The organism is Phytohabitans sp. LZ39, from assembly GCF_059359075.1.
On the sequence record NZ_JCADBM010000033.1, the window covers coordinates 38,947 to 57,355 of the forward strand.

General features: G+C 71.0%; 15 protein-coding genes. 5 read left to right on the forward strand and 10 right to left on the reverse strand.

Annotated features, from left to right (window positions below):
- Positions 1–7: 7 nt before the first annotated feature.
- From AC5L36_RS41205 to AC5L36_RS41230, 6 genes are all read right to left on the reverse strand, one after another.
- Positions 8–841, reverse strand: a complete 834-nt coding sequence (locus AC5L36_RS41205) for a carbohydrate ABC transporter permease (protein ID WP_441224255.1) — start codon at positions 839–841, stop codon at positions 8–10.
- Positions 838–1,737 (reverse strand): carbohydrate ABC transporter permease, encoded by a 900-nt coding sequence (locus AC5L36_RS41210; RefSeq protein ID WP_441224256.1) that lies wholly within the window; start codon positions 1,735–1,737, stop codon positions 838–840. The genes AC5L36_RS41205 and AC5L36_RS41210 overlap by 4 nt, the downstream gene beginning before the upstream one ends.
- Positions 1,734–2,717 carry a LacI family DNA-binding transcriptional regulator gene (locus AC5L36_RS41215; RefSeq protein WP_494909649.1) on the reverse strand — a complete coding sequence of 328 codons (984 nt, stop codon included), beginning with the start codon at positions 2,715–2,717 and terminating at the stop codon, positions 1,734–1,736. The genes AC5L36_RS41210 and AC5L36_RS41215 overlap by 4 nt, the downstream gene beginning before the upstream one ends.
- 276 nt (positions 2,718–2,993) lie before the next feature.
- Positions 2,994–3,374: a YccF domain-containing protein gene (locus tag AC5L36_RS41220; RefSeq protein WP_441224258.1), complete on the reverse strand. Its 381-nt coding sequence runs from the start codon at positions 3,372–3,374 to the stop codon at positions 2,994–2,996.
- Positions 3,375–3,511: 137 nt separating this feature from the next.
- Entirely contained in the window at positions 3,512–4,411 is a 900-nt protein-coding gene (locus AC5L36_RS41225) for a ribokinase (RefSeq protein WP_441224259.1), read from the reverse strand.
- A gap of 9 nt (positions 4,412–4,420) precedes the next feature.
- Positions 4,421–5,215 (reverse strand): ABC transporter ATP-binding protein, encoded by a 795-nt coding sequence (locus AC5L36_RS41230; RefSeq protein WP_441224260.1) that lies wholly within the window; start codon positions 5,213–5,215, stop codon positions 4,421–4,423.
- A 68-nt stretch (positions 5,216–5,283) separates the two neighbouring features.
- Between AC5L36_RS41230 and AC5L36_RS41235 the strand changes: the two genes are divergently transcribed.
- Together AC5L36_RS41235 and AC5L36_RS41240 are read left to right on the forward strand one after the other, a co-directional pair.
- The gene (locus AC5L36_RS41235) at positions 5,284–6,267 is read left to right on the forward strand and encodes an ABC transporter ATP-binding protein (RefSeq protein WP_441224261.1); all 984 of its coding nucleotides are present in this window, start codon (positions 5,284–5,286) and stop codon (positions 6,265–6,267) included.
- A complete protein-coding gene (locus AC5L36_RS41240; RefSeq protein WP_441224262.1) occupies positions 6,264–7,205 on the forward strand; it encodes a DUF2705 family protein in 942 nt (313 codons plus the stop codon). The genes AC5L36_RS41235 and AC5L36_RS41240 overlap by 4 nt, the downstream gene beginning before the upstream one ends.
- 238 nt (positions 7,206–7,443) lie before the next feature.
- Here the strand turns inward: AC5L36_RS41240 and AC5L36_RS41245 are convergent, their stop codons facing one another.
- Positions 7,444–8,619 (reverse strand): ROK family transcriptional regulator, encoded by a 1,176-nt coding sequence (locus AC5L36_RS41245; RefSeq protein WP_441224263.1) that lies wholly within the window; start codon positions 8,617–8,619, stop codon positions 7,444–7,446.
- A 123-nt stretch (positions 8,620–8,742) separates the two neighbouring features.
- Here AC5L36_RS41245 and AC5L36_RS41250 point away from each other — a divergent pair, with 123 nt between their 5' ends.
- The 3 genes from AC5L36_RS41250 to AC5L36_RS41260 all read left to right on the forward strand — a co-directional run bounded on the left by AC5L36_RS41250 (position 8,743) and on the right by AC5L36_RS41260 (position 12,071).
- Positions 8,743–10,191: a glycoside hydrolase family 3 N-terminal domain-containing protein gene (locus AC5L36_RS41250; RefSeq protein WP_441224264.1), complete on the forward strand. Its 1,449-nt coding sequence runs from the start codon at positions 8,743–8,745 to the stop codon at positions 10,189–10,191.
- A 195-nt stretch (positions 10,192–10,386) separates the two neighbouring features.
- Positions 10,387–11,229, forward strand: coding sequence for a fumarylacetoacetate hydrolase family protein (locus AC5L36_RS41255; RefSeq protein ID WP_441224265.1), 843 nt, complete (start codon positions 10,387–10,389; stop codon positions 11,227–11,229).
- Between the two features lie 86 nt (positions 11,230–11,315).
- Complete coding sequence (locus AC5L36_RS41260) at positions 11,316–12,071, forward strand: helix-turn-helix domain-containing protein (protein ID WP_441224266.1); 756 nt, start codon at positions 11,316–11,318, stop codon at positions 12,069–12,071.
- Here AC5L36_RS41260 and AC5L36_RS41265 read toward each other — a convergent pair.
- The 3 genes from AC5L36_RS41265 to AC5L36_RS41275 form a co-directional block, all read right to left on the reverse strand.
- Positions 12,063–12,434, reverse strand: coding sequence for a nuclear transport factor 2 family protein (locus tag AC5L36_RS41265; protein WP_441224267.1), 372 nt, complete (start codon positions 12,432–12,434; stop codon positions 12,063–12,065). The genes AC5L36_RS41260 and AC5L36_RS41265 overlap by 9 nt on opposite strands.
- Before the next feature lie 260 nt (positions 12,435–12,694).
- Entirely contained in the window at positions 12,695–13,354 is a 660-nt protein-coding gene (locus tag AC5L36_RS41270; RefSeq protein ID WP_441224268.1) for a GNAT family N-acetyltransferase, read from the reverse strand.
- Positions 13,355–13,409: 55 nt separating this feature from the next.
- Entirely contained in the window at positions 13,410–18,320 is a 4,911-nt protein-coding gene (locus AC5L36_RS41275) for an NAD-glutamate dehydrogenase (protein WP_441224269.1), read from the reverse strand.
- Positions 18,321–18,409: the final 89 nt, after the last annotated feature.

The following is an 18,409-nucleotide window of genomic DNA, read 5'->3' on the forward strand; positions in this document are numbered from 1 at the left end:
TGTACTCCTAACCCTTGACGGCACCAGCGAGCGAACCGGACGTCAGCCGGCGCTGTAGGAACGCGAAGAAGAGGAGGCTCGGGATGGTCGCCAGCAGCGAGCCGGCGGCGAGGGGGCCGAGCCGGGCGATGCCCTCCACCCCGACAAACCTGGCCAGCGTCACCGGCAGGGTCGCGAGGTCGGGGCTCTTGAGCAGCACGAGCGCGAAGAAGAACTCGTTCCACGCGGAGATGAAGGCGAACAGGGACGTGGCCACCACACCGGGGGCGAGCAGCGGGGCGACCACCCGGCGCAGCGTCTGCAAGCGGGTGGCACCGTCGACGGCGGCGGCCTCCTCCAGCTCGCGCGGGATGTTGCGGACGAAGCCTTGCAGCATCCACAGCGCGAACGGGAGTGCCCACACGACGTAGACCAGGACGAGGCCGGCGTGGGTGTTCACCAGGTCGACCTGTCGGAGGATGAGAAACAGCGGGATCACCAGCAGCACGAACGGAAACAGCTGGGACAGCAGCACCCAGCCGAGCGCGACCGTGCCGAGCCGGGTCTTGAAGCGGGCCAGCGCGTACGCGGCGGGCAGCGCCACCAGCACGGTCAGCACCGCCGTCGCCAGCGACACCTGGAGGCTGTTGAGCGCCGCCCGGCCGAGCTCCTGCTCGGTGAACGCGTCGACGTAGTTGTCGAGCGTCGGGTTGTGCGGGACGAGCGTGGGGTGGATCTCCACCATCTCCCGCGGCGGCTTGAAGCTCGTCGACAGCATCCAGACGAGCGGAAAGCCGAGGAAGACGAGGTATCCGAGGAGCGCGATGTATTGGAGGGTGCGCGTGGTGCGGCTGGCTTTCATGCGTTCGCCTCCCGCAGCCGCCGCCTGAGGTACAGCGCGAGGAGCGCGACGATGATGACCACCATCACGTTGCCCAGCGCGGCGGCGTAGCCGTAGTTGCCGTAGCGGAACGCCTCCTCGTACGCGAAGAGCATCGGCAGCATCGTGCGGCCACCCGGCCCGCCGGCCGTGAGCACGTAGACAAGGCCGAACGAGTTGAAGTTCCAGATGAAATCGAGCGACGTGATGGCGATGATGACCGGCATCAGGTTGGGGATCGTGACGCTGCGAAAGCGCTGCCACGCCGACGCCCCGTCGACCGCGGCCGCCTCGTGCAGCTCGCGCGGCACGCCCTGGAGGCCGGCGAGCAGGACGATGGTGGTCTGCGGCATGCCGGCCCAGATGCCGACCAGGATGACGGCGGGCAGCGCGGTGCTGAAGTCGCCCAACCAGTTGTGCCGCAACCCTTCCGCGCCGCCCCGGTAGAGCACCTCGTTGAGCAGGCCGGCGTCCGGGTGGTAGACGAGCCGCCACATGATGCCGACGATCACCGGCGGCATCGCCCACGGCACGAGCGCCATCACCCGGGCGAAGCCGCGGAAGCGCAGCGGCTGGTCGAGCAGCAGGGCGAGCCCCAGCGCGAGTACGAACTGGAGGATCGTCACGCCGAACGACCACACGAGCCCGATCCGGAACGCGCTCCAGAAGAGGTCGTCGCTCATCAGCTCGCGGTAGTTTTCGACGCCGGTGAAGCTCGTGTCGACGTTGCGGCCGGCGCGCGCGTCGGTGAACCCGAGGTAGATGCCGCGCAGCAGCGGCACGACGGAGAGCACGAGCACCGGCAGGAGCGCGGGCAGCAGCAAGAGGTAGACGGTCGTCCGGTCCGACCGCCGGCGGGCCTCGGCGAATGTCGTCATTGGACGGTGCTCGACGATCGGACGGCCAGGCTGGGTGCGACGTGCTCCCGCCGGGGCTTCAGCGTGCCGTCCGCGATGCGGTCGAGCAGCAGGCGCGCGGCCAGCTGGCCACGCTCGCCAGAGCCGAGCGAGACGGACGAGATCTGCGGAAACGACATCTGCGCGAGCTCGGTGTCGTCCATGCCGACCAGCGCCACGTCCTCGGGCACCCGACGGCCGGAGACCAGCAGCGCGTGGAGGGCACCGACCGCGATCAGGTCGTTGGCGCAGACGATGGCGTCCGGGTTCGCCCGTGCCAGGAGTCGCTCGGCGGCGGCTCGCCCCGGCGCGTACTGGAAGTCGCCGACCTCGACCATCGCCGGGTCGACGTCGAGCCCGTGGCGTGCCATCGCGGCGCGGAAACCGGCGTCGCGGGCGGCACCCGGCACCGTGTCCAGCGGGCCGTTCACAAACCCGATCCGGCTACGGCCGACGCCCACCAGATGGTCCACGGCGAGCGCGACGCCGGTGCGCGAGTCGGCCCGCACGTTGTCCACGGGCACGTCCTCGGGCAACTGGCCGACGACGACCACCGGCACCGGGCTGGCGGTCAACGCCTCCACGTGCGCGTCGGTGATCCGGATCGGAGAAATGATCATGCCATCGACGTAACGGTGCGCGAGCCGCCGCAGTAACGCGGTCTCGCCGGGCACGTCGCCGCCCGTGGCATGCACCAGCAGCTGGTGTCCCGACTCGGCGACCACGGCCTCGATCGCCCGCATCATCGCCACGTACACCGGGTTGCCGATGTCTTCGACGGCCAGCGCGATCAGCCCGGTCCGCTGCGACTGGAGGGACCGCGCGATCGCGTTGGGCACGTATCCGACCGCGGCCGCCGCCTCCCGCACCCGCCGCGTGGTCTCGGCGCTGCCGCCGAGCCCGTTGAGCACCCGGGAGGCCGACGCGATCGACACGCCCGCCCGAGCGGCGACGGTGTGCACCGTCGGCCGCCCGTCGGCAGCATCTTGTAAACGTTTACGACCCACAGGTCGTACCTCCGGAACTCAGCTGTAAACGTTTCCAGCAGCCTGCCCCGAGATCACCTCGCGAGTCAACCCTTCGTTACGATCTCGTTTCCAACCGACCCGCGCCGGACCGCCCCGGCCGACCTCCGTGGTCTCGAGGGAGATCCAGATCGGAAGAGAGATTTGGGCTACCGCGACGTCCGTCGCGGTAGCTCAAATGCCTTTGAAAGAGCGCGCCCTACGGGCGGAGGGTCAGTCGAGCTCGACGACCTCGCGGCCCAGCGGCCAGAACGCGGCCGGGACCAGCTTGAAGTTGGCGATGCCGAACGGAATGCCGATGATCGTGATGCACAGGGCGATACCCGCGGTGATGTGCATCAGGGCCAGCCACCAGCCGGCGACGATCACCCACAGCACGTTGGCGATGCCGGATGCCAGGCCGGCGCTCGGCTTGGTCACCAGCGTCCGACCGAAGGGCCACAGCGAGTAGTAGGCCAGCCGCAGCGAGGCGACGCCGAACGGGATGGTCACGATCAGGGCGAAGCAGATCAGCGCGGCCAGGCCGTAGCCGATGGCCAGCACGATCCCGCTCCCGAAGATCAACCACAGCAGGTTGAGGATGAAGCGGAGCATGCCACCAGGATGCCTGAGCCTGCCAAGTTCGATCGCACGTGCGGCGCCAAAGGCGACGCCACCCCGAAAGCCCGACTGCGTCGGCGGGCGGCTCAGTCCGGACGCCGCCGCGCCAACTCGCTCCTCACCTGAACGGATCAAGCGGCGGCGGTGAAAAGCGCGTCGATCTCGGCGCGCTGCGGCAGCGACACCGACGCACCCAGCCGCCGTGCGCAGGCGGCGCCGGCCGCGCAGGCCCAGCGCACGGCCTCGACCATCTCGCGGCCCTCGCCCCACGCCACGGCCAGCGCACCCGTGAACGCGTCGCCCGCCGCCGTCGAGTCGACCGTCTCCACCTTGACCGCGGGCACGTGTGCCGACGTGCCGTCGCGGTCGCCGTACCAGGCGCCCTCGTCGCCCATGGTGACCACCGCGCGCGGCACCACCGAGAGCAACGCGCCCCGGTCGTCGCGGCCCCGGCCGCTGATCGTGAACGCCTCGCCCTCGTTGACGACAAGCAGGTCGACCGCGTCGAGCAGCTCGGCGGGGAGTGCGCGGGCGGGCGCGGCGTTGAGCAGCACCCGCACGCCGGCCGCCCGGGCCGCCAGCGCCGCCTCGGTCACCGTCTCGACCGGGATCTCCAGCTGGGTCACGAGCACGTCCGCGCCGCGGATCGCCGCCAGCTCGGCCTCGGTGAGCGACGTGAACGCGGTGTTGGCGCCCGGCGTCACGACGATGGTGTTTTCCCCCTCGCCGTCGACGACGACGAGCGCGACGCCGGACGAGCCGTAAACCACCCTCGCATGTGCACTGTCTACTCCGGACGCCGCGAGGCGCGCCTTGAGCGTGACGCCGAACGAGTCGGAGCCGATCGCGCCGAGAAACGCGCACGAGGCGCCGGCGCGGGCGGCCGCGATGGCCTGGTTGGCGCCCTTGCCGCCGGGCACCATCGCGAAGTCGTGGCCGAGCACGGTCTCACCCGGCCGGGGCAGCACCGGCGCGGTGGCGACGAGGTCCATGTTGGCGCTGCCGGCCACGACCACCCGAGGCGCACGCATAGCAGGAAGCTAAGCAGCCCGCGCCGTGAAGCGCGAACCCGAGCGCTCCAGCGTCAGCGGCACGTCGAACGTCTTCGAGAGGTTTTCACTCGTCACCGTGTCGCCGATCAGGCCCTGCGCCACCACCACGCCGCCGCGCAGCAGGAGCGCGTGGGTGAAACCGGGCGGGATCTCCTCGACGTGGTGGGTGACGAGCACGAGCGCCGGGGCGTCCGGGTCGTACGCCAGCTCGGCCAGCCGGCTCACCAGATCCTCCCGCGCGCCGAGGTCGAGGCCGGCGGCCGGCTCGTCGAGCAGCAGCAGCTCGGGGTCGGTCATGAGCGCGCGGGCGATCTGCACCCGCTTGCGCTCGCCCTCGGACAGCGTGCCGAACGCCCGGTCGGCCAGCCCCGCCACGCCGAACTGCTCCAGCAGCGCCCGCGCGCGGATCTCGTCCATCGCCTCGTACCGCTCGCGCCACCGGCCGACCACGCCCCACGACGCGGTCATCACGACGTCGGCGACCCGCTCCTCGCCGGGGATCCGCTCGGCCAGCGCCGCGCTGGCGAGGCCGATGCGGGTGCGCAGCTCGTTGACGTCGGTGCGGCCGAGCTGCTCGCCGAGCACGCGCGCGGTGCCCATGCTCGGGTAGAGGCGGGCGGAAGCGATGTTGAGCAGTGTGGTCTTGCCCGCCCCGTTGGGCCCGAGGATGACCCACCGCTCGTCCAGCTCGACCTTCCAGTTGAGGTCGTGCAGCAGGTGCGAGCCGGTGCGCACGACACCGACGCTGTCGAGGTCAACCACGAGATCTTCGGACGAGGCCACGCGACCATCCAACCACGTCCGAACGGCCGCCCCCCATGGATGTGACCAGCACCGTATGGTTCTGGCCCATGACGGCCGTCATCCAGATCGAGGGGCTACGCAAGACGTTTCGCACCTTCCGGGGCGGCGCGCGGGTGGCGCTCGACGGTTTCGACATGACGGTCGAGGCGGGCCAGGTCCACGGGTTCCTCGGTCCCAACGGCTCTGGCAAGACCACCACGTTGCGCACGCTGCTCGGCCTCGTCCGCGCCGACAGCGGGCACATGTCGATCCTCGGCCAGCCCGCGCCCGACGCGCTGCCGGAGGTCGCCCCGCGGGTCGGCGCGATCGTGGAGAGCCCGCAGTTCTTCGGCAACTTCACCGGCCGCCGCACGCTGCGCCTGCTCGCCCGCGCCGGCGGCGTGCCGGCCGAGCGGGTCGACGCGGTGCTCACCCAGGTCGGGCTCCGCGACCGGGGCAACGAGCGGGTGAAGGGCTACTCGCTGGGCATGAAGCAGCGGCTCGCCGTGGCCTCCGCGCTGCTCAAGCAGCCCGAGCTGCTGATACTCGACGAGCCGGCCAACGGCCTCGACCCGGCCGGCATCCGCGAGATGCGCGACCTGATGCGAGAGCTCGCCGCGGCCGGCATCACGGTGCTCGTCTCCAGCCACATCCTGGCCGAGATCGAGCTGATCTGCGACCACGTGACGATCATTTCGCGCGGCCGGCGGGTGACGACCGGGCCGGTGGCCGCGGTGCTGTCCGGCTTCGACCGGGGCGAATACCGGGTACGCGTGGGCGAACTGGACCGCGCCGCCGAGGTGCTCACCAACGCCGGCCTTCCGGTGACGAGAAACGACGACCATCTCGTGGTCGCCGACGTCGGCGACTCGGCGTGGATCAGCGAGCAGCTCGGGCAGCGCGGCATGTGGGTCTCCGAGCTGACCCCGCTCACACCCGACCTCGAAAGCGTCTTCCTCCAGCTCACCGGCACCACGCCCGAGCCGGGCGCGCCAAAGCAGGTGGACGAGGTGCCCCCGCCCGGCCAGATCGACCTGGGAGAGCAGCCGTGAACCTGGCGCTGGCGGAGCTGAGCCGGCTGGTCGCCCGCCGGTTCGTGCAGCTGATGGCGGTGCTGCTGATCGCGGCGTTCAGCATCACGGTGGCGACCACCGTCGCCGGCTCGCACCAGCCCACCTCCGCGGAGTGGCAGCAGGCCGAGCGGGAGGTCATGCTCGCCGAGCTGCGGCTGGAGCAGCTCCGGCAACAGTGCGAGGACCAGCAGATCAGCCCCGCCTTCTGCGACGACTACGTAGGGCGCGATCCGCGGATCGAAGACTACCTTTTCGGCGTGTTCGTGTTCTCCGAGGAGATCACCGAGCTGCTCTACTTCATGGTCGCCTTCCTCGCGCTGTTCGCGTTCCTCGTCGCGGCGTCCTTCGTCGGGGCGGAGCTGACCTCCGGCGGCATGACCAACCTGCTGCTGTGGCGACCCCAGCGGACCACCGTGCTCGGCACCAAGCTGGCCACGGTGCTGGCGGGCGTGCTCGCCGTCTCGGTCGTGGCGAGCATCCTCTACGTCGGCGCGTTCTACGCCATCTCCGAGGTGACCGGTGTCCCCGGCGACCTCGACACCGAGTTCTGGAGCGACCTCGCCCTCACCCTCGTGCGCGGCATCTGCCTGGTGCTCTACGCCGCGGCGATCGGCTTCGGCGCCGCCACGCTCGGCCGCCACACGGCGGCGGCCCTGGGCCTCATCGCCACGTACGCGATCGTGTGGGAGATCGGCGCCCGCATCGTCTTCGAGGTGGTCGAGGCCGGCCGCCCCGACCAGTACATGCTCAGCAGCTACATCGGAGCGTGGATGGACGGCGAGGTGTCCTTCTACGACCGGTACATCAGCGGGCAGTACACGCTGACCTGGGTGCATGCGGCGGCGGTGTTCGCGATCACGCTCGCACTGATCGTCGGTGGCGCGTTCGCGACCTTCCGCCAGCGGGATCTGGCGTAGGACGTTGCAGATTTACCCCGGTCCGCGTCAGCTGCGGACCGTATGCTCCCGCGGGCCAGCGGGTTCGCGGTTCAAGCCCGCCTTCGCCCGGCGCCGTCCTTGGTTGCGGTTACCGCGCCTCCGGCGGGCTTTCGGACGGGGCCGGGCGCTGGCAGTGACTCGCCGCGGGGCTTCACTGTGGGGACCCCGCGCATACGGTCCGCGGCTGACGCGGACCGGGGCGAATAAGAACCAGAGATCAGCCGACGGTGGAGCCGAACACCTCGTCGCGGACGGCGTTGAGGGCGGTGCGGAGGGCGCCGGTGAGCACCGGGTCGCCGCTCACCTCGGTCGCCACCACGCGCGGGGAGACGAGCGTGATCGCGGCAACCTCGTGCTGCACGCGTTCGGCCAGGGCGGTGCCGCCGGCCTGGCCTACCTCGCCGGCCAGCACCACCAGCGGGGGGTCTAGCACCACGCAGGTGCTCGCCACGCCTAGTGCCAGCCGGCGGGCCAGCTCGTCGAGCAGTGGGCCGCCGCGGGTGCCGGCGGCGATCGCGGCCTTGACGGCCTCGGCCGCGCTGCTGCCGCGGAAGCCGTGCTCGCGAGCCACCGCGCGCACCGCGTCGGCGCCGGCCACCTGCTGGAACGCGCCCTTCGACCGGCGGTAGGTGTCGCGCGGGATGGGGGCGCCGGGCACCGGGAGGTAGCCGATCTCGCCGGCCGCACCGGTGCTGCCCTCGTGGAGCCGCCCGCCGAGCATGACCGCCAGGCCCATGCCGCCGCCGGCCCAGATCAGCACGAAGTCGTCGACGCCTTTCGCCGCGCCCTCGTGTGCCTCGGCCACGGCGGCGAGGTTGACGTCGTTGCCGAACATGACCGTAGTGTTGAGGTCTTCGCGGAGCGCGGCGAGCAGGCCGCGGTGCCAGCGGGGCAGGTTCCACGCGAAGGTGATGTCGCCGGTGCTCGGGTCGACCAGGCCGGGCGTGCCGAGCACCACCCGGCGCACCGAGCTCAGGTCCGCGTTCGCGTTATCAGCGGCCTGCACGACGGCGCTGTGTACGACCTTGACCGGCTCGTCGGTGTCCTTGGTGGACAGTTCGGCGCCGCCGAGGACGTTGCCGGTGATGTCGGCGCAGGAGGCGACCACGCGATCGGCTTCGACCACCGCGCCGATCACGTGCGCGCTGCCGGGTGTGACCGCGTACAGCTGGGCGTTGGGACCCCGGCCGCCGGCCTGCTCACCCACCCGGGTGACGAGGCCGCGCTCCTCCAGCCGTTCCACAAGCTGGGACGCGGTCACCTTGCTGAGCCCGGTGAGCTCGCCGAGCTGAGCACGGGTGAGGGGGCCGCGGGAAAGCAGGAGCTCCAGCGCGGCGCGGTCGTTGAGCGCGCGCAGGAGCCGAGGCGTGCCGGGCAGGCGTGGAGACCCCATCTACCGTCCTCTAGTATTTAGGAGACTTAACAGTTAAACCTTACTCACTTAACCGGGTAGGCGTAGCGTAATCGGCTATGGCCGCGCGAGCGGTCAGCCGGCTGGACAGAAGGGGTTCCCACCATGTCGCTCGATCCTGGGCTGCGCCGGCTTGCCCTGCGTACGCTGCTCGCCGCCTTTCCCGGGACAAGCGCGCCACCCTGGGCCGTCGACCTCGTCGGCGAAGGGCTGGCCGGTTACACGCTGTTCGGATACAACATCGCAGAGCCTACGCAGGTCGCGGCCATTACCGCCGCCCTGCGCGCGGCCCGCCACGACGCGCTGATCGCCATCGATGAAGAGGGTGGTGACGTCACCCGCCTCGCCCACGCGACCGGCAGCCCATATCCCGGGAACGCCGCCCTCGGTGCGGTGGGTGACGCCTCGCTGACTCAGCGGGTATACGAGGCGATCGGCGGGGAACTCGCCGCGCTCGGCATCAACCTCGACCTCGCACCCACCGTCGACGTCAACACCGCGGACGAAAACCCGATCATCGGGACGCGTTCCTTCGGCTCCGACCCCGAGCAGGTGGCCGCGCACGCCGCCGCGGCGGTCGCCGGGCTTCAGGAGGCCGGCGTGGCGGCGTGCGCCAAGCACTTCCCGGGGCACGGCGCGACCGTCGCCGACTCGCACCTCGAACTACCCACTGTGGACGCCCCGCTCGAGCTGCTGCGCGCCCGCGACCTGCCACCCTTCGCCGCGGTGGTCGAGGCCGGCACCAAATCGATCATGACGGCGCACATCCGGGTGCCCGAGCTGACCGGCGACGGGCCGGCCACGTTCAGCCGCGCGGCGCTCGTCGACCTGCTCCGCACCGAGCTCGGCTTCGGCGGCGCGGTCATCACCGACGCGCTGGAGATGAAGGGTGCCGCGCTCGCGGCGGGCGGCACCGCACGCGCCGCCGTGCCCGCCCTCGCCGCCGGCGCCGACCTGCTCTGCATCGGCGCACGGGTGGACGCGGCCCTGGTAGAGGAGGTCGCCGCCGAGATCGTGGCCGCGATTTCCGACGGGCGCCTCCCGCTCGCGCGGGTCGAGGAGGCCGCCGCGCGCGTCGACGCACTCGCCGCGTGGGCGTCACGCTCCGCGCCGGCCCCGGTGTCCACCACCGACCTCGGGTACGCGGCCGCGCGGCGCGCCGTGCAGGTCGAGGGCAGCCTCGACGGGCTTGGCGCTCCGCTGGTCGTGCAGCTCGTCGCCACGTCGACCATCGCCGAGGGGCCGGTGCCGTGGGGGCTGGGTCCGCACATCAACGGCACCGAGCAGGTGCGGGTGGCGGCCGCCGACGCTGTTGCCGCCGACCTGCTCGTCCGCGCCGGCGCCCGGCCGATCGTGGTGGTCGGGCGGCACGCCCACCGGCTGCCCGAGGCACGCGCGCTGATCGAGACGCTGGCCGCCGCACACCCGGTGACCGTGGTGGAGATGGGCTGGCCGTCCCGGTGGCGGCCGGCCGGCGCGCGGGCGTTCGTCACGACATACGGGGCGAGCCACGCCAACGGCCGCGCCGCCGCCGAGGCACTCGGGCTCGCGTAACTCTGCGTAGTCGCGTGCTACTCGGCCGAACGGACCATTTCCGCCCTTCTCCTCTTGAAAGGCCATTTACGCGCACGTAGCGTTTCGAGCACGTCGCAGACCACGGCCTGGGGAATCAAGCGAACCGCGGGCCCGGCATCCCCCCACCGGGCCCGCGGTTCGTGTTTGATCCACTTCGGGGTTAGGGTGCCTCGCATGCGGCTGGCGAATCATGACGGACGGCTCGTCATCGTGACGGGCGACGAGGTTGTCGACGTTGCCACGGCGAGCGAGGGCCGGTTCGGGCCCGATCCGCAGGCGGCGTACGACGCGTGGGACGACTTCACGGCATGGGCGGCGCAGCGGCCCGCGCCCACCGGCAAGCTCGAAGAGGCCACACTCGGCCCGGTCTCGCCCCGCCCGCGGCAGGTCTTCGCGGTCGGGCTCAACTACGCCGACCACGCGGCCGAGTCCGGGCTTCCCCTGCCCGAGTACCCGATGATCTTCACGAAGTTCGTCTCCGCCATCGCCGGGCCGTACGGCGACATCGTGCTGCCAAGCACCACTGTGGACTGGGAGGTCGAGCTCGTCGCGGTGATCGGCCGGGCCGCCAAGGCGGTGCGCCCCGACGACGCGTGGAGCCACGTGGCCGGACTCACCGTCGGGCAGGACCTCTCCGAGCGGGAGGTGCAGCGGCGCGGCCAGCCGCCACAGTTCAGCCTCGCCAAGTCGTACCCCGGCTTCGGCCCGGTCGGCCCCTACCTGGTGACGCTCGACGAGGCCGGCGACCCGGGCGACCTCGCGTTGGGCTGCTCGGTCAACGGCGAGGTCATGCAGGACGGCAGCACCCGCGCGATGGTCTTTTCGATCCCCGAGCTGATCGGCTATCTCTCCGGTGTCTGCACGCTGCTGCCGGGCGACCTCATCTTCACCGGCACACCGCCGGGCGTCGGCCAGGGCCGTACGCCACAACGCTTCCTGGCGCCGGGCGATGTGCTGGAGACCACAATCGAGGGTCTCGGCACGATGCGACACCGATTGATCTCCCCGGCCGGCTGACACACCGGGACACGTTCGCGACATTGCGGTTGACGAGGCTTCGTGACTCTGGGATCCCGGAGTGCACGACTCCTTAGCATCAGAGGGTGACAGTCGGACAGCTCCTGCGCCGGTGGCGCCAGACGAGGCGGCTCAGCCAGCTGGAGCTGGCCATCCAGGCCGAGGTCTCGACGCGGCACCTGAGCTTCGTCGAGACCGGCCGCGCGGCGCCCAGCCGGGAGATGGTGCTGCACCTGGCCGAGCACCTCGACGTGCCGCTGCGCGACCGCAACGAGCTGCTGCTGGCGGCCGGGTACGCGCCCGCGTACCCGGCCGAGGCGCTCGACTCGCCCCGCCTCACCGCGGTGCGGGCCGCGATCCGGCAGATCCTCGCCGGCCACGAGCCCTATCCGGCGGTGGTGGTGGATCGGGCCTGGCGGCTCGTCGACGCCAACAGCAGCGTGGCCGTGCTCACCGAGGGCGTCGCGCCGGAGCTGCTCGCCCCGCCGATGAACGTCCTCCGGGTCACCCTCCACCCGGACGGGATGGCACCCCGTGTCGCCAACCTGCCCGAGTGGCGGGCCCACCTACTCGAACGGCTGCGCCGCCAACTGGTCACGGGTGACACGGAGCTGGCGGCGCTCTACGAGGAGCTGCGCGGCTATCCCGGCGGCCAGGCCGGCCCACCCAGCCCCGGCGACTTCGCGGTGCCGCTGCGGCTCCGCCTCCGGGAGCGGGAGCTCGCGTTCTTCAGCACCACGGCGACGTTCGGCACGCCGCTGGACGTGACCGTGGCCGAGCTGGCCATCGAGAGCTTCTTCCCCGCCGACGACGAGACGAGGAAGTTTCTACAGTCACTGTGACGCGGGCACCTTGTCGAGGAAACCGAACACACCCTTGATGCGCCCGTCCCCGTCGACGACCGCCACGTCCGAACCCTCCACAACGGACTCACCACCGGCCTCCGGCACCAGCTCCCACGCGAACCGGCCGATGTCGTGGTGGCCGTCGACCGGCCCGAGCAGCCGGAACGTGAAGCCGGGAAACTGCTCGCGGGCCGCGGCGATGAGCGCGGCGATGGCGTCGTGCCCGGCGACCGAGGCGAGCGGGTCGGTGTATGTGCCGTCGTCGGCCCATAGCGAAGCGACAGCGGCACGGCGCGCGTTGGCGTCCGGCTCGTTCCACGTGGCGATGTAACGCTCGGCGAGATCCTTGAAATCACTCATGTTTCGACCCTGTCACGCCTTCCCCGACCCGTCGATTACCCGCCAGGTAAAGCGATGGGCGACGTGCCGTGCGGGCGCGGCCACCCGCCTCGGGGAGGCTGTCGACCTGCTCGCACAAACGGGGCAGCTCGACAGCACGGGGTGACCAACAGCGGACGGGTGAGGCCGCGGGAGCAACGGTCTGGACCACCGCGGACGTCGCGGTAGCTCAAATCTTGAAATGGCCTCACGGCCACAGCGACCTCGAACCTGAAACGTCGCTAGAGGCCGTAGACGGTCCAGCCGCGTTCGGGGAAGCCGGCGGCTTCGGCGACCTTGGCGGAGGCGGTGTTGTCGGGGGCGTGCAGATAGGTCGGGACGGCGCCCTCGTCGAGCACGCGGCGGGCGGCCTGGGCCACCAGCCGGCGGGCGAGGCCGCGGCCGCGGGCGGCCTCCTCGGTGCCGACGGAGAGCTCGTTGCCGTAGGCGTCGTGGCGCTTGATGCCGACGCCCGCGAGATAGGCCCCGGTGTCCGGGTCGCGGGCGATGAGCACGTCGCCGCCGAAGGGCCACAGCCAGCGGGGCACCACGGGATCGTCGTGCGGCAGCCACTCGCCGGCGTCGGGCATGCGCTCGGGCTCCAGCGAGTAGCGGAATACCCCACCGAAGGCCCGGCGGCCGGCGTCGAGGCCGAGCGCGGTGGGGAGCTTGGCGAGGAAGTCGTCGAGGGGCTGGTCGGCGAGCACCCGCGCGGCCGCGGCCCGGGGCGGCGGCACCGAGATGACGGTGCCACCCGGGGCGCCGACACCCACCATCGGGTAGACCCGGCCATCCCACGCCGGCTGGGTGCGACGGTCGGAACCGACGACGACCAGCGGCTGACCGGCGGGCCACTGGCCCAGCCAGGTCACAAGGTGGTGGTATAGGCGCTTGTCGAGCATCGCCACGACTTTACCTGTCCGGCCGCCGCCTTCGCGCGCATCGCTGTGGTGCGGATCACGCGGCGGAAGCGGTGCGGACGAGCGTGCGGATCTGGCGCAGCAGCACCGAAAGCGCCGCCAGGTCGGCCCGCGAGTCGCCGAACTCGCCGAGCGCGTTGCGGGTGCGGGCGATGGACGACGCGTTCGCCTCCTCCCAGGCGCGTACCCGTTGCGGGGCGGGCAGGTCCGTGGGCGTGGAGTTGAGCACCTCGGCGGTGAGCGCGGCGAGCGCGGCGTACAGGTCGTAGCGGAGCGCCATGCGGGCCAGCGTCTCCCAGCGGTCTGCCCGGGGCAGCAGCGAGATCTTCGAGAGCAGCTCGTCAACCCGGAACTGTTCGGACAGGACGAAGTAGACCTCCGCCACCCGCTCCAGCGGATGTCCGGTCTTGTTGGCCACCTCGACGACGTCGAGCAGGCCGAAGCCGTACACCAGGCGGGTGGTCTGCTCGGCCAGCGGCGCGGGCAGGCCGCGGGAGGCGAGCCCGGTCGCGTGGGCGCGCAGCGTTTCCCGCTCCGTGCCCCGGAAGAGCGTTTCCAGCTTGGGCAGGAGGTCGGCGATGCCGGCGCGCAGCCGCTCGATCTCGCCCGGCACGTCCAATGGGGACCGTCGAGATGAGACCAACCACCGCACCGCGCGGTCGAGCAGCCGGCGGGTCTCCAGGTAGATCATCGTCTGTGCGGAGGTGGGCACCTGGTTGTCGAGCCCTTCCACGGCCGCCCAGACGTCGCGCAGGCCGAAGATCTCGCGCACCACCACGTACGCCCGGATGATGTCGGAGGCCGAGGCACCCGACTCCTCGATGGCACGAAACACAAAGGACGTACCGCCGCGGTTGACCACCTCGTTGACGAGCTGGGTGACGACGATCTCGCGGCGCAGCCGGTGCCCACGCATGCGGCCGGCGCAGCGCTCGCGCAGCGGCGTCGGGAAGTACTCCTCCAGCACCTCGGCCGCCCACTCCTCGTCGGCGATCGGGTCGGCGAGCAGCTCCTTTTCCAGCGCGATCTTGACGTAGGCGAGCAGCACCGCGAACTCCGGCGTGGTCAGGCCGCCCTCACGCTCGTCGAGCTCCTCGTCGGCGGGGAGCCCCTCGATCTGGCGGTCGAGCCCGCCGGAACGCTCAAGCTCGCTCAGCATCCGCCGATGTACCGGCAGCAGCGAGTCGGCCTGCGCCCGCGCGTTGCCCAGCGCGCACGCCTGGTCGTAGTTGTCCCGCAGCACCAGATCGGCGACCTCGTCGGTCATCTCGGCGAGCAGCGCGTCGCGTTCCGGCGTGGTCATCTCGCCGTCCGCGATCGCACCGCCGAGCAGGATCTTGATGTTGACCTCGTGGTCGGAGCAGTCGACGCCGGCCGAGTTGTCGATGAAGTCGGTGTAGATGTGACCGCCCTTGAGCGCGAACTCCACCCGCCCCCGCTGGGTCAGGCCGAGGTTTCCGCCCTCGCCGACGACTTTGGCGCGCAGCTGCCCGCCGTTGACCCGGATCGCGTCGTTGGCCTTGTCACCGACCTCCACATTGGATTCGTCGGTCGCCTTGACGTAGGTGCCGATCCCGCCGTTCCACAGTAGATCGACCGGCGCCAGCAGGATCGAACGCATCAGCTCCGGCGGCGAAAGTGCCCGCACACCCTCGTCGATGCCGAGCGCCGCGCGCATCTGTGGCGTGATTTGGATGGACTTGAGGGTACGCGGGAAGACGCCACCGCCCTCGGAGATGAGCTCGCCGTCGTAGTCGGCCCACGACGAGCGCGGCAGGTCGAACAGTCGCTTGCGCTCCACATAGGAGCGTTCCGGATCGGGCGTCGGGTCGATGAAGATGTGCCGGTGGTCGAAGGCGGCCACGAGCTTGATGTGGCGGGAGAGCAGCATGCCGTTGCCGAAAACGTCGCCGGACATGTCGCCGACCCCGACCGTGGTGAAGTCTTGCGTCTGTGAGTCGACGTCCAGATCTCTGAAGTGCCGCTTGACCGACTCCCACGCGCCGCGGGCGGTGATGCCCATCTTCTTGTGGTCGTAGCCGGCCGAGCCGCCCGAGGCGAACGCGTCGCCGAGCCAGAATCCGCGCCGCACCGAGATCTCGTTGGCGATGTCGGAGAACGTGGCGGTGCCCTTGTCGGCGGCCACCACGAGGTAGGTGTCATCCGGGTCGTGGCGCACCACGTCACGCGGCGGGGTCACCTTGCCGCCGACGATGTTGTCGGTGACGTCGAGCAGCGCGCCGATGAAGCGCTTGTAGCACTCCACCGCCTCCTCGCGGTCGCCCACCTTCTTTTTCAGGACGAAGCCGCCCTTGGCGCCCACCGGCACGATCACCGCGTTTTTCACCATCTGCGCCTTGACCAGGCCGAGCACCTCGGTGCGGTAGTCCTCACGCCGGTCGGACCAGCGCAGCCCGCCGCGCGCGACCGGCCCGAAGCGCAGGTGCACGCCCTCGAAGCGGGGCGAGTACACGAAGATCTCGAACTTGGGACGGGGCGCCGGCAGGTCGGGGATCGCCTGCGGGTCGAGCTTGAAGGCGATGTACGACTTCGGCCGCTGGTCGCCGCCCCGCTGGAAGAACGAGGTGCGCAGCGTGGCCTGGATCAGCGTGAGGTACGAGCGGAGGATCCGGTCCTGGTCGAGGCTCTCCACCGCGTCGAGCTGCTTGCGGATCTCCTCGATCAGCTCGGCGCTGCGCTCCGCCCGCTCCTCGTCGGTGAGCGCCGGGCGGGGCGCGAAGCGGGTCTCGAAGAGCCGCACCAGCAGCCCCGCGATCACCGGGTTTTCGATGAACGTGGTCTCCATGTACCGCTGCGTGAAGAACGTGCCCGCCTGGCGCAGGTACTTCGCGTACGCCCGCAGCACCACCACCTGCCGCCAGGTGAGCCCGGCGCGCAGCACCAGCTCGTTGAGCCCGTCGACCTCGGCCTCGCCCCGCCACGCGGCCGCGAACGCGTTTTCCACGTGCGGTCGCACTTCGGCCAGGGCGCGGTGCGCCTCGGGCAGCCGGAGCCCGAAGTCGTACAGGTAGACGGCGGCGTCGGGGCGGCGCAGCTCGTACGGCCGCTCGTCCATCGCCTGCACACCGAGCGAGTGCAGCACCGGCAGGACGGCGGAGAGCACCATCGGCTCGCCGTAGCGGTAGATCTTGAAGCGGACGTCGTCGCTGTCTTCGTCCTTGCGGTAGAGGTGCATCTCCAGCTGGCCCAGCTCGTCGAGCAGCTCCAGCTTGGCGAGGTCCTTCACCGCCTCGAACGGGGCGTGCTCGTCCTTGTAGCCCTCCGGGAAGGCGTCCGCGTACCGGTGGTAGAGGCGCTTGGCCTGCTCGTCGCCGAGCTTGCGCTCCAGCACCAGGCGGAAGTCGTCTTCCCACAGGCGGGTGGCGTCGGCGAGCTGCTCGGCGAGCGCGTTCGGGTCGACCTCGCCCGGCGGGTTGCCCGGCTCGGTGCGCACGATGAAGTGGATCCGGGCCAGCGTCGACTCGGTCACCCGGGTGGTGTAGTCGACGCCGATGCCGTTGAGCTCGCGGAGGAGGATCTCCTGCATCTTGAGCCGGTTTTGCGTGGTGAAGCGGTCGCGGGGCAGGTAGATGAGGCAGGAGATGAACCGCCCGTACCCGTCGCGGCGCAGGAAGAGGCGCAGCTGGCGGCGGCCGGCCATGCGCAGCACGCCGATGACCGCCTGGTACAGGTCGTCGGTCTTGATCTGGAAGAGCTCGTCGCGCGGGTACGTCTCCAGGATCTGGAGCAGGTCTTTGCCGGAGTGGCTGCGCGGCGAGAGGCCGGAGCGGTCGAGCACCTCGGCGACCTTGCGGCGCACCACGGGCAGGTCGCGCACGCTGGTGCGGTAGGCCGCCGTGGAGAAGAGCCCGAGGAAGCGGCGCTCGCCGACCACGTCACCGGCCACGTCGAAGATCTTGATGCCGATGTAGTCGAGGTACGCCGAGCGGTGGACCGTGGCCCGCGAGTTGGCCTTCGTGATGATCAGGAGGCGCTTTTCCAGCACCTTCGCGTACGCCTCCGGCGTCATCGAGGAGATCACCCGGGGCGCGGTCTGATCCTGCCGGAGGATGCCGAGGCCGGTGCCCATGACCGCCTCCAGCAGCTTTTCGTCGCCCTCACCCTCGACCAGCCGGTACTCCCGGTATCCCAGGAACGTGAAGTGGTCGTCGGCCAGCCACCGCAGCAGCTCGACCGAGTCGGTGATGTCCTTTTCGGGTACGGGCGGGCGGTCCGGCGTGTTGCGCGCGGCGGCGAGCTGGTCGGCGATGGCCGTCGCCCGGCGGCGCATCTTCGGCCAGTCTTCGACCGCCTCGCGCACGTCGGTGAGCACCCGCTGGAGCTCGCGCCGCAGCTGCTCGCGGGCCACCGCGTCACGGACCGGGTCGACCTCGACGTGCATCCAGCTCTCGACGATGTCGCCGGCGATCGCGTCGTCGGCCTCCACCTCGGCGGCGACCTCGGCGAGCTTTCCGAGCGGCTCGCGACGCACCACGATCAGCGGGTGTACGAGCAGGTGGACGTCGAGGTGGTGGGCGCTGAGCAACGCGGTCACCGAGTCGACGAGAAACGGCATGTCGTCGGTGACGATCTCGATCACGGTGTGGTCGTCGGCCGCGCCCGGCTCGCTGATCCGCAGCTTGAGCTCGCCCGGCACCCGCTGCTCGGCGAGCTCGCGGTGGCTGCGCGCGGCGGCCAGCATCTCGGCCGCCGTGTAGCCGATCAGCTCCTCGTCGGGCGCGAACCGCCAGAACCGGTCGACCAGCGCCGCCGCGTCATGGTCGTCGCCGGCCAGCGCCACGGCCTGCGCGACGAGGCGCTCGGTGCTGGGGACTGGCTCGTCGATCTCGGCGTCCTCCACCTCGTCGACGCTCGGCAGATCCGGGAGCGTGCCGCCCGCGATGGTGTCGACGCTCGCGCCGGCGCCGATCCGGTCGGCCGATGGCATGTCCGCTCGCCGGACCATGGGTGCACACTCCCCCCTCGCCCACCACGCTGTGGGCCGTCTCTGTTCAGACTAGGCCCTTCCCAAGTACC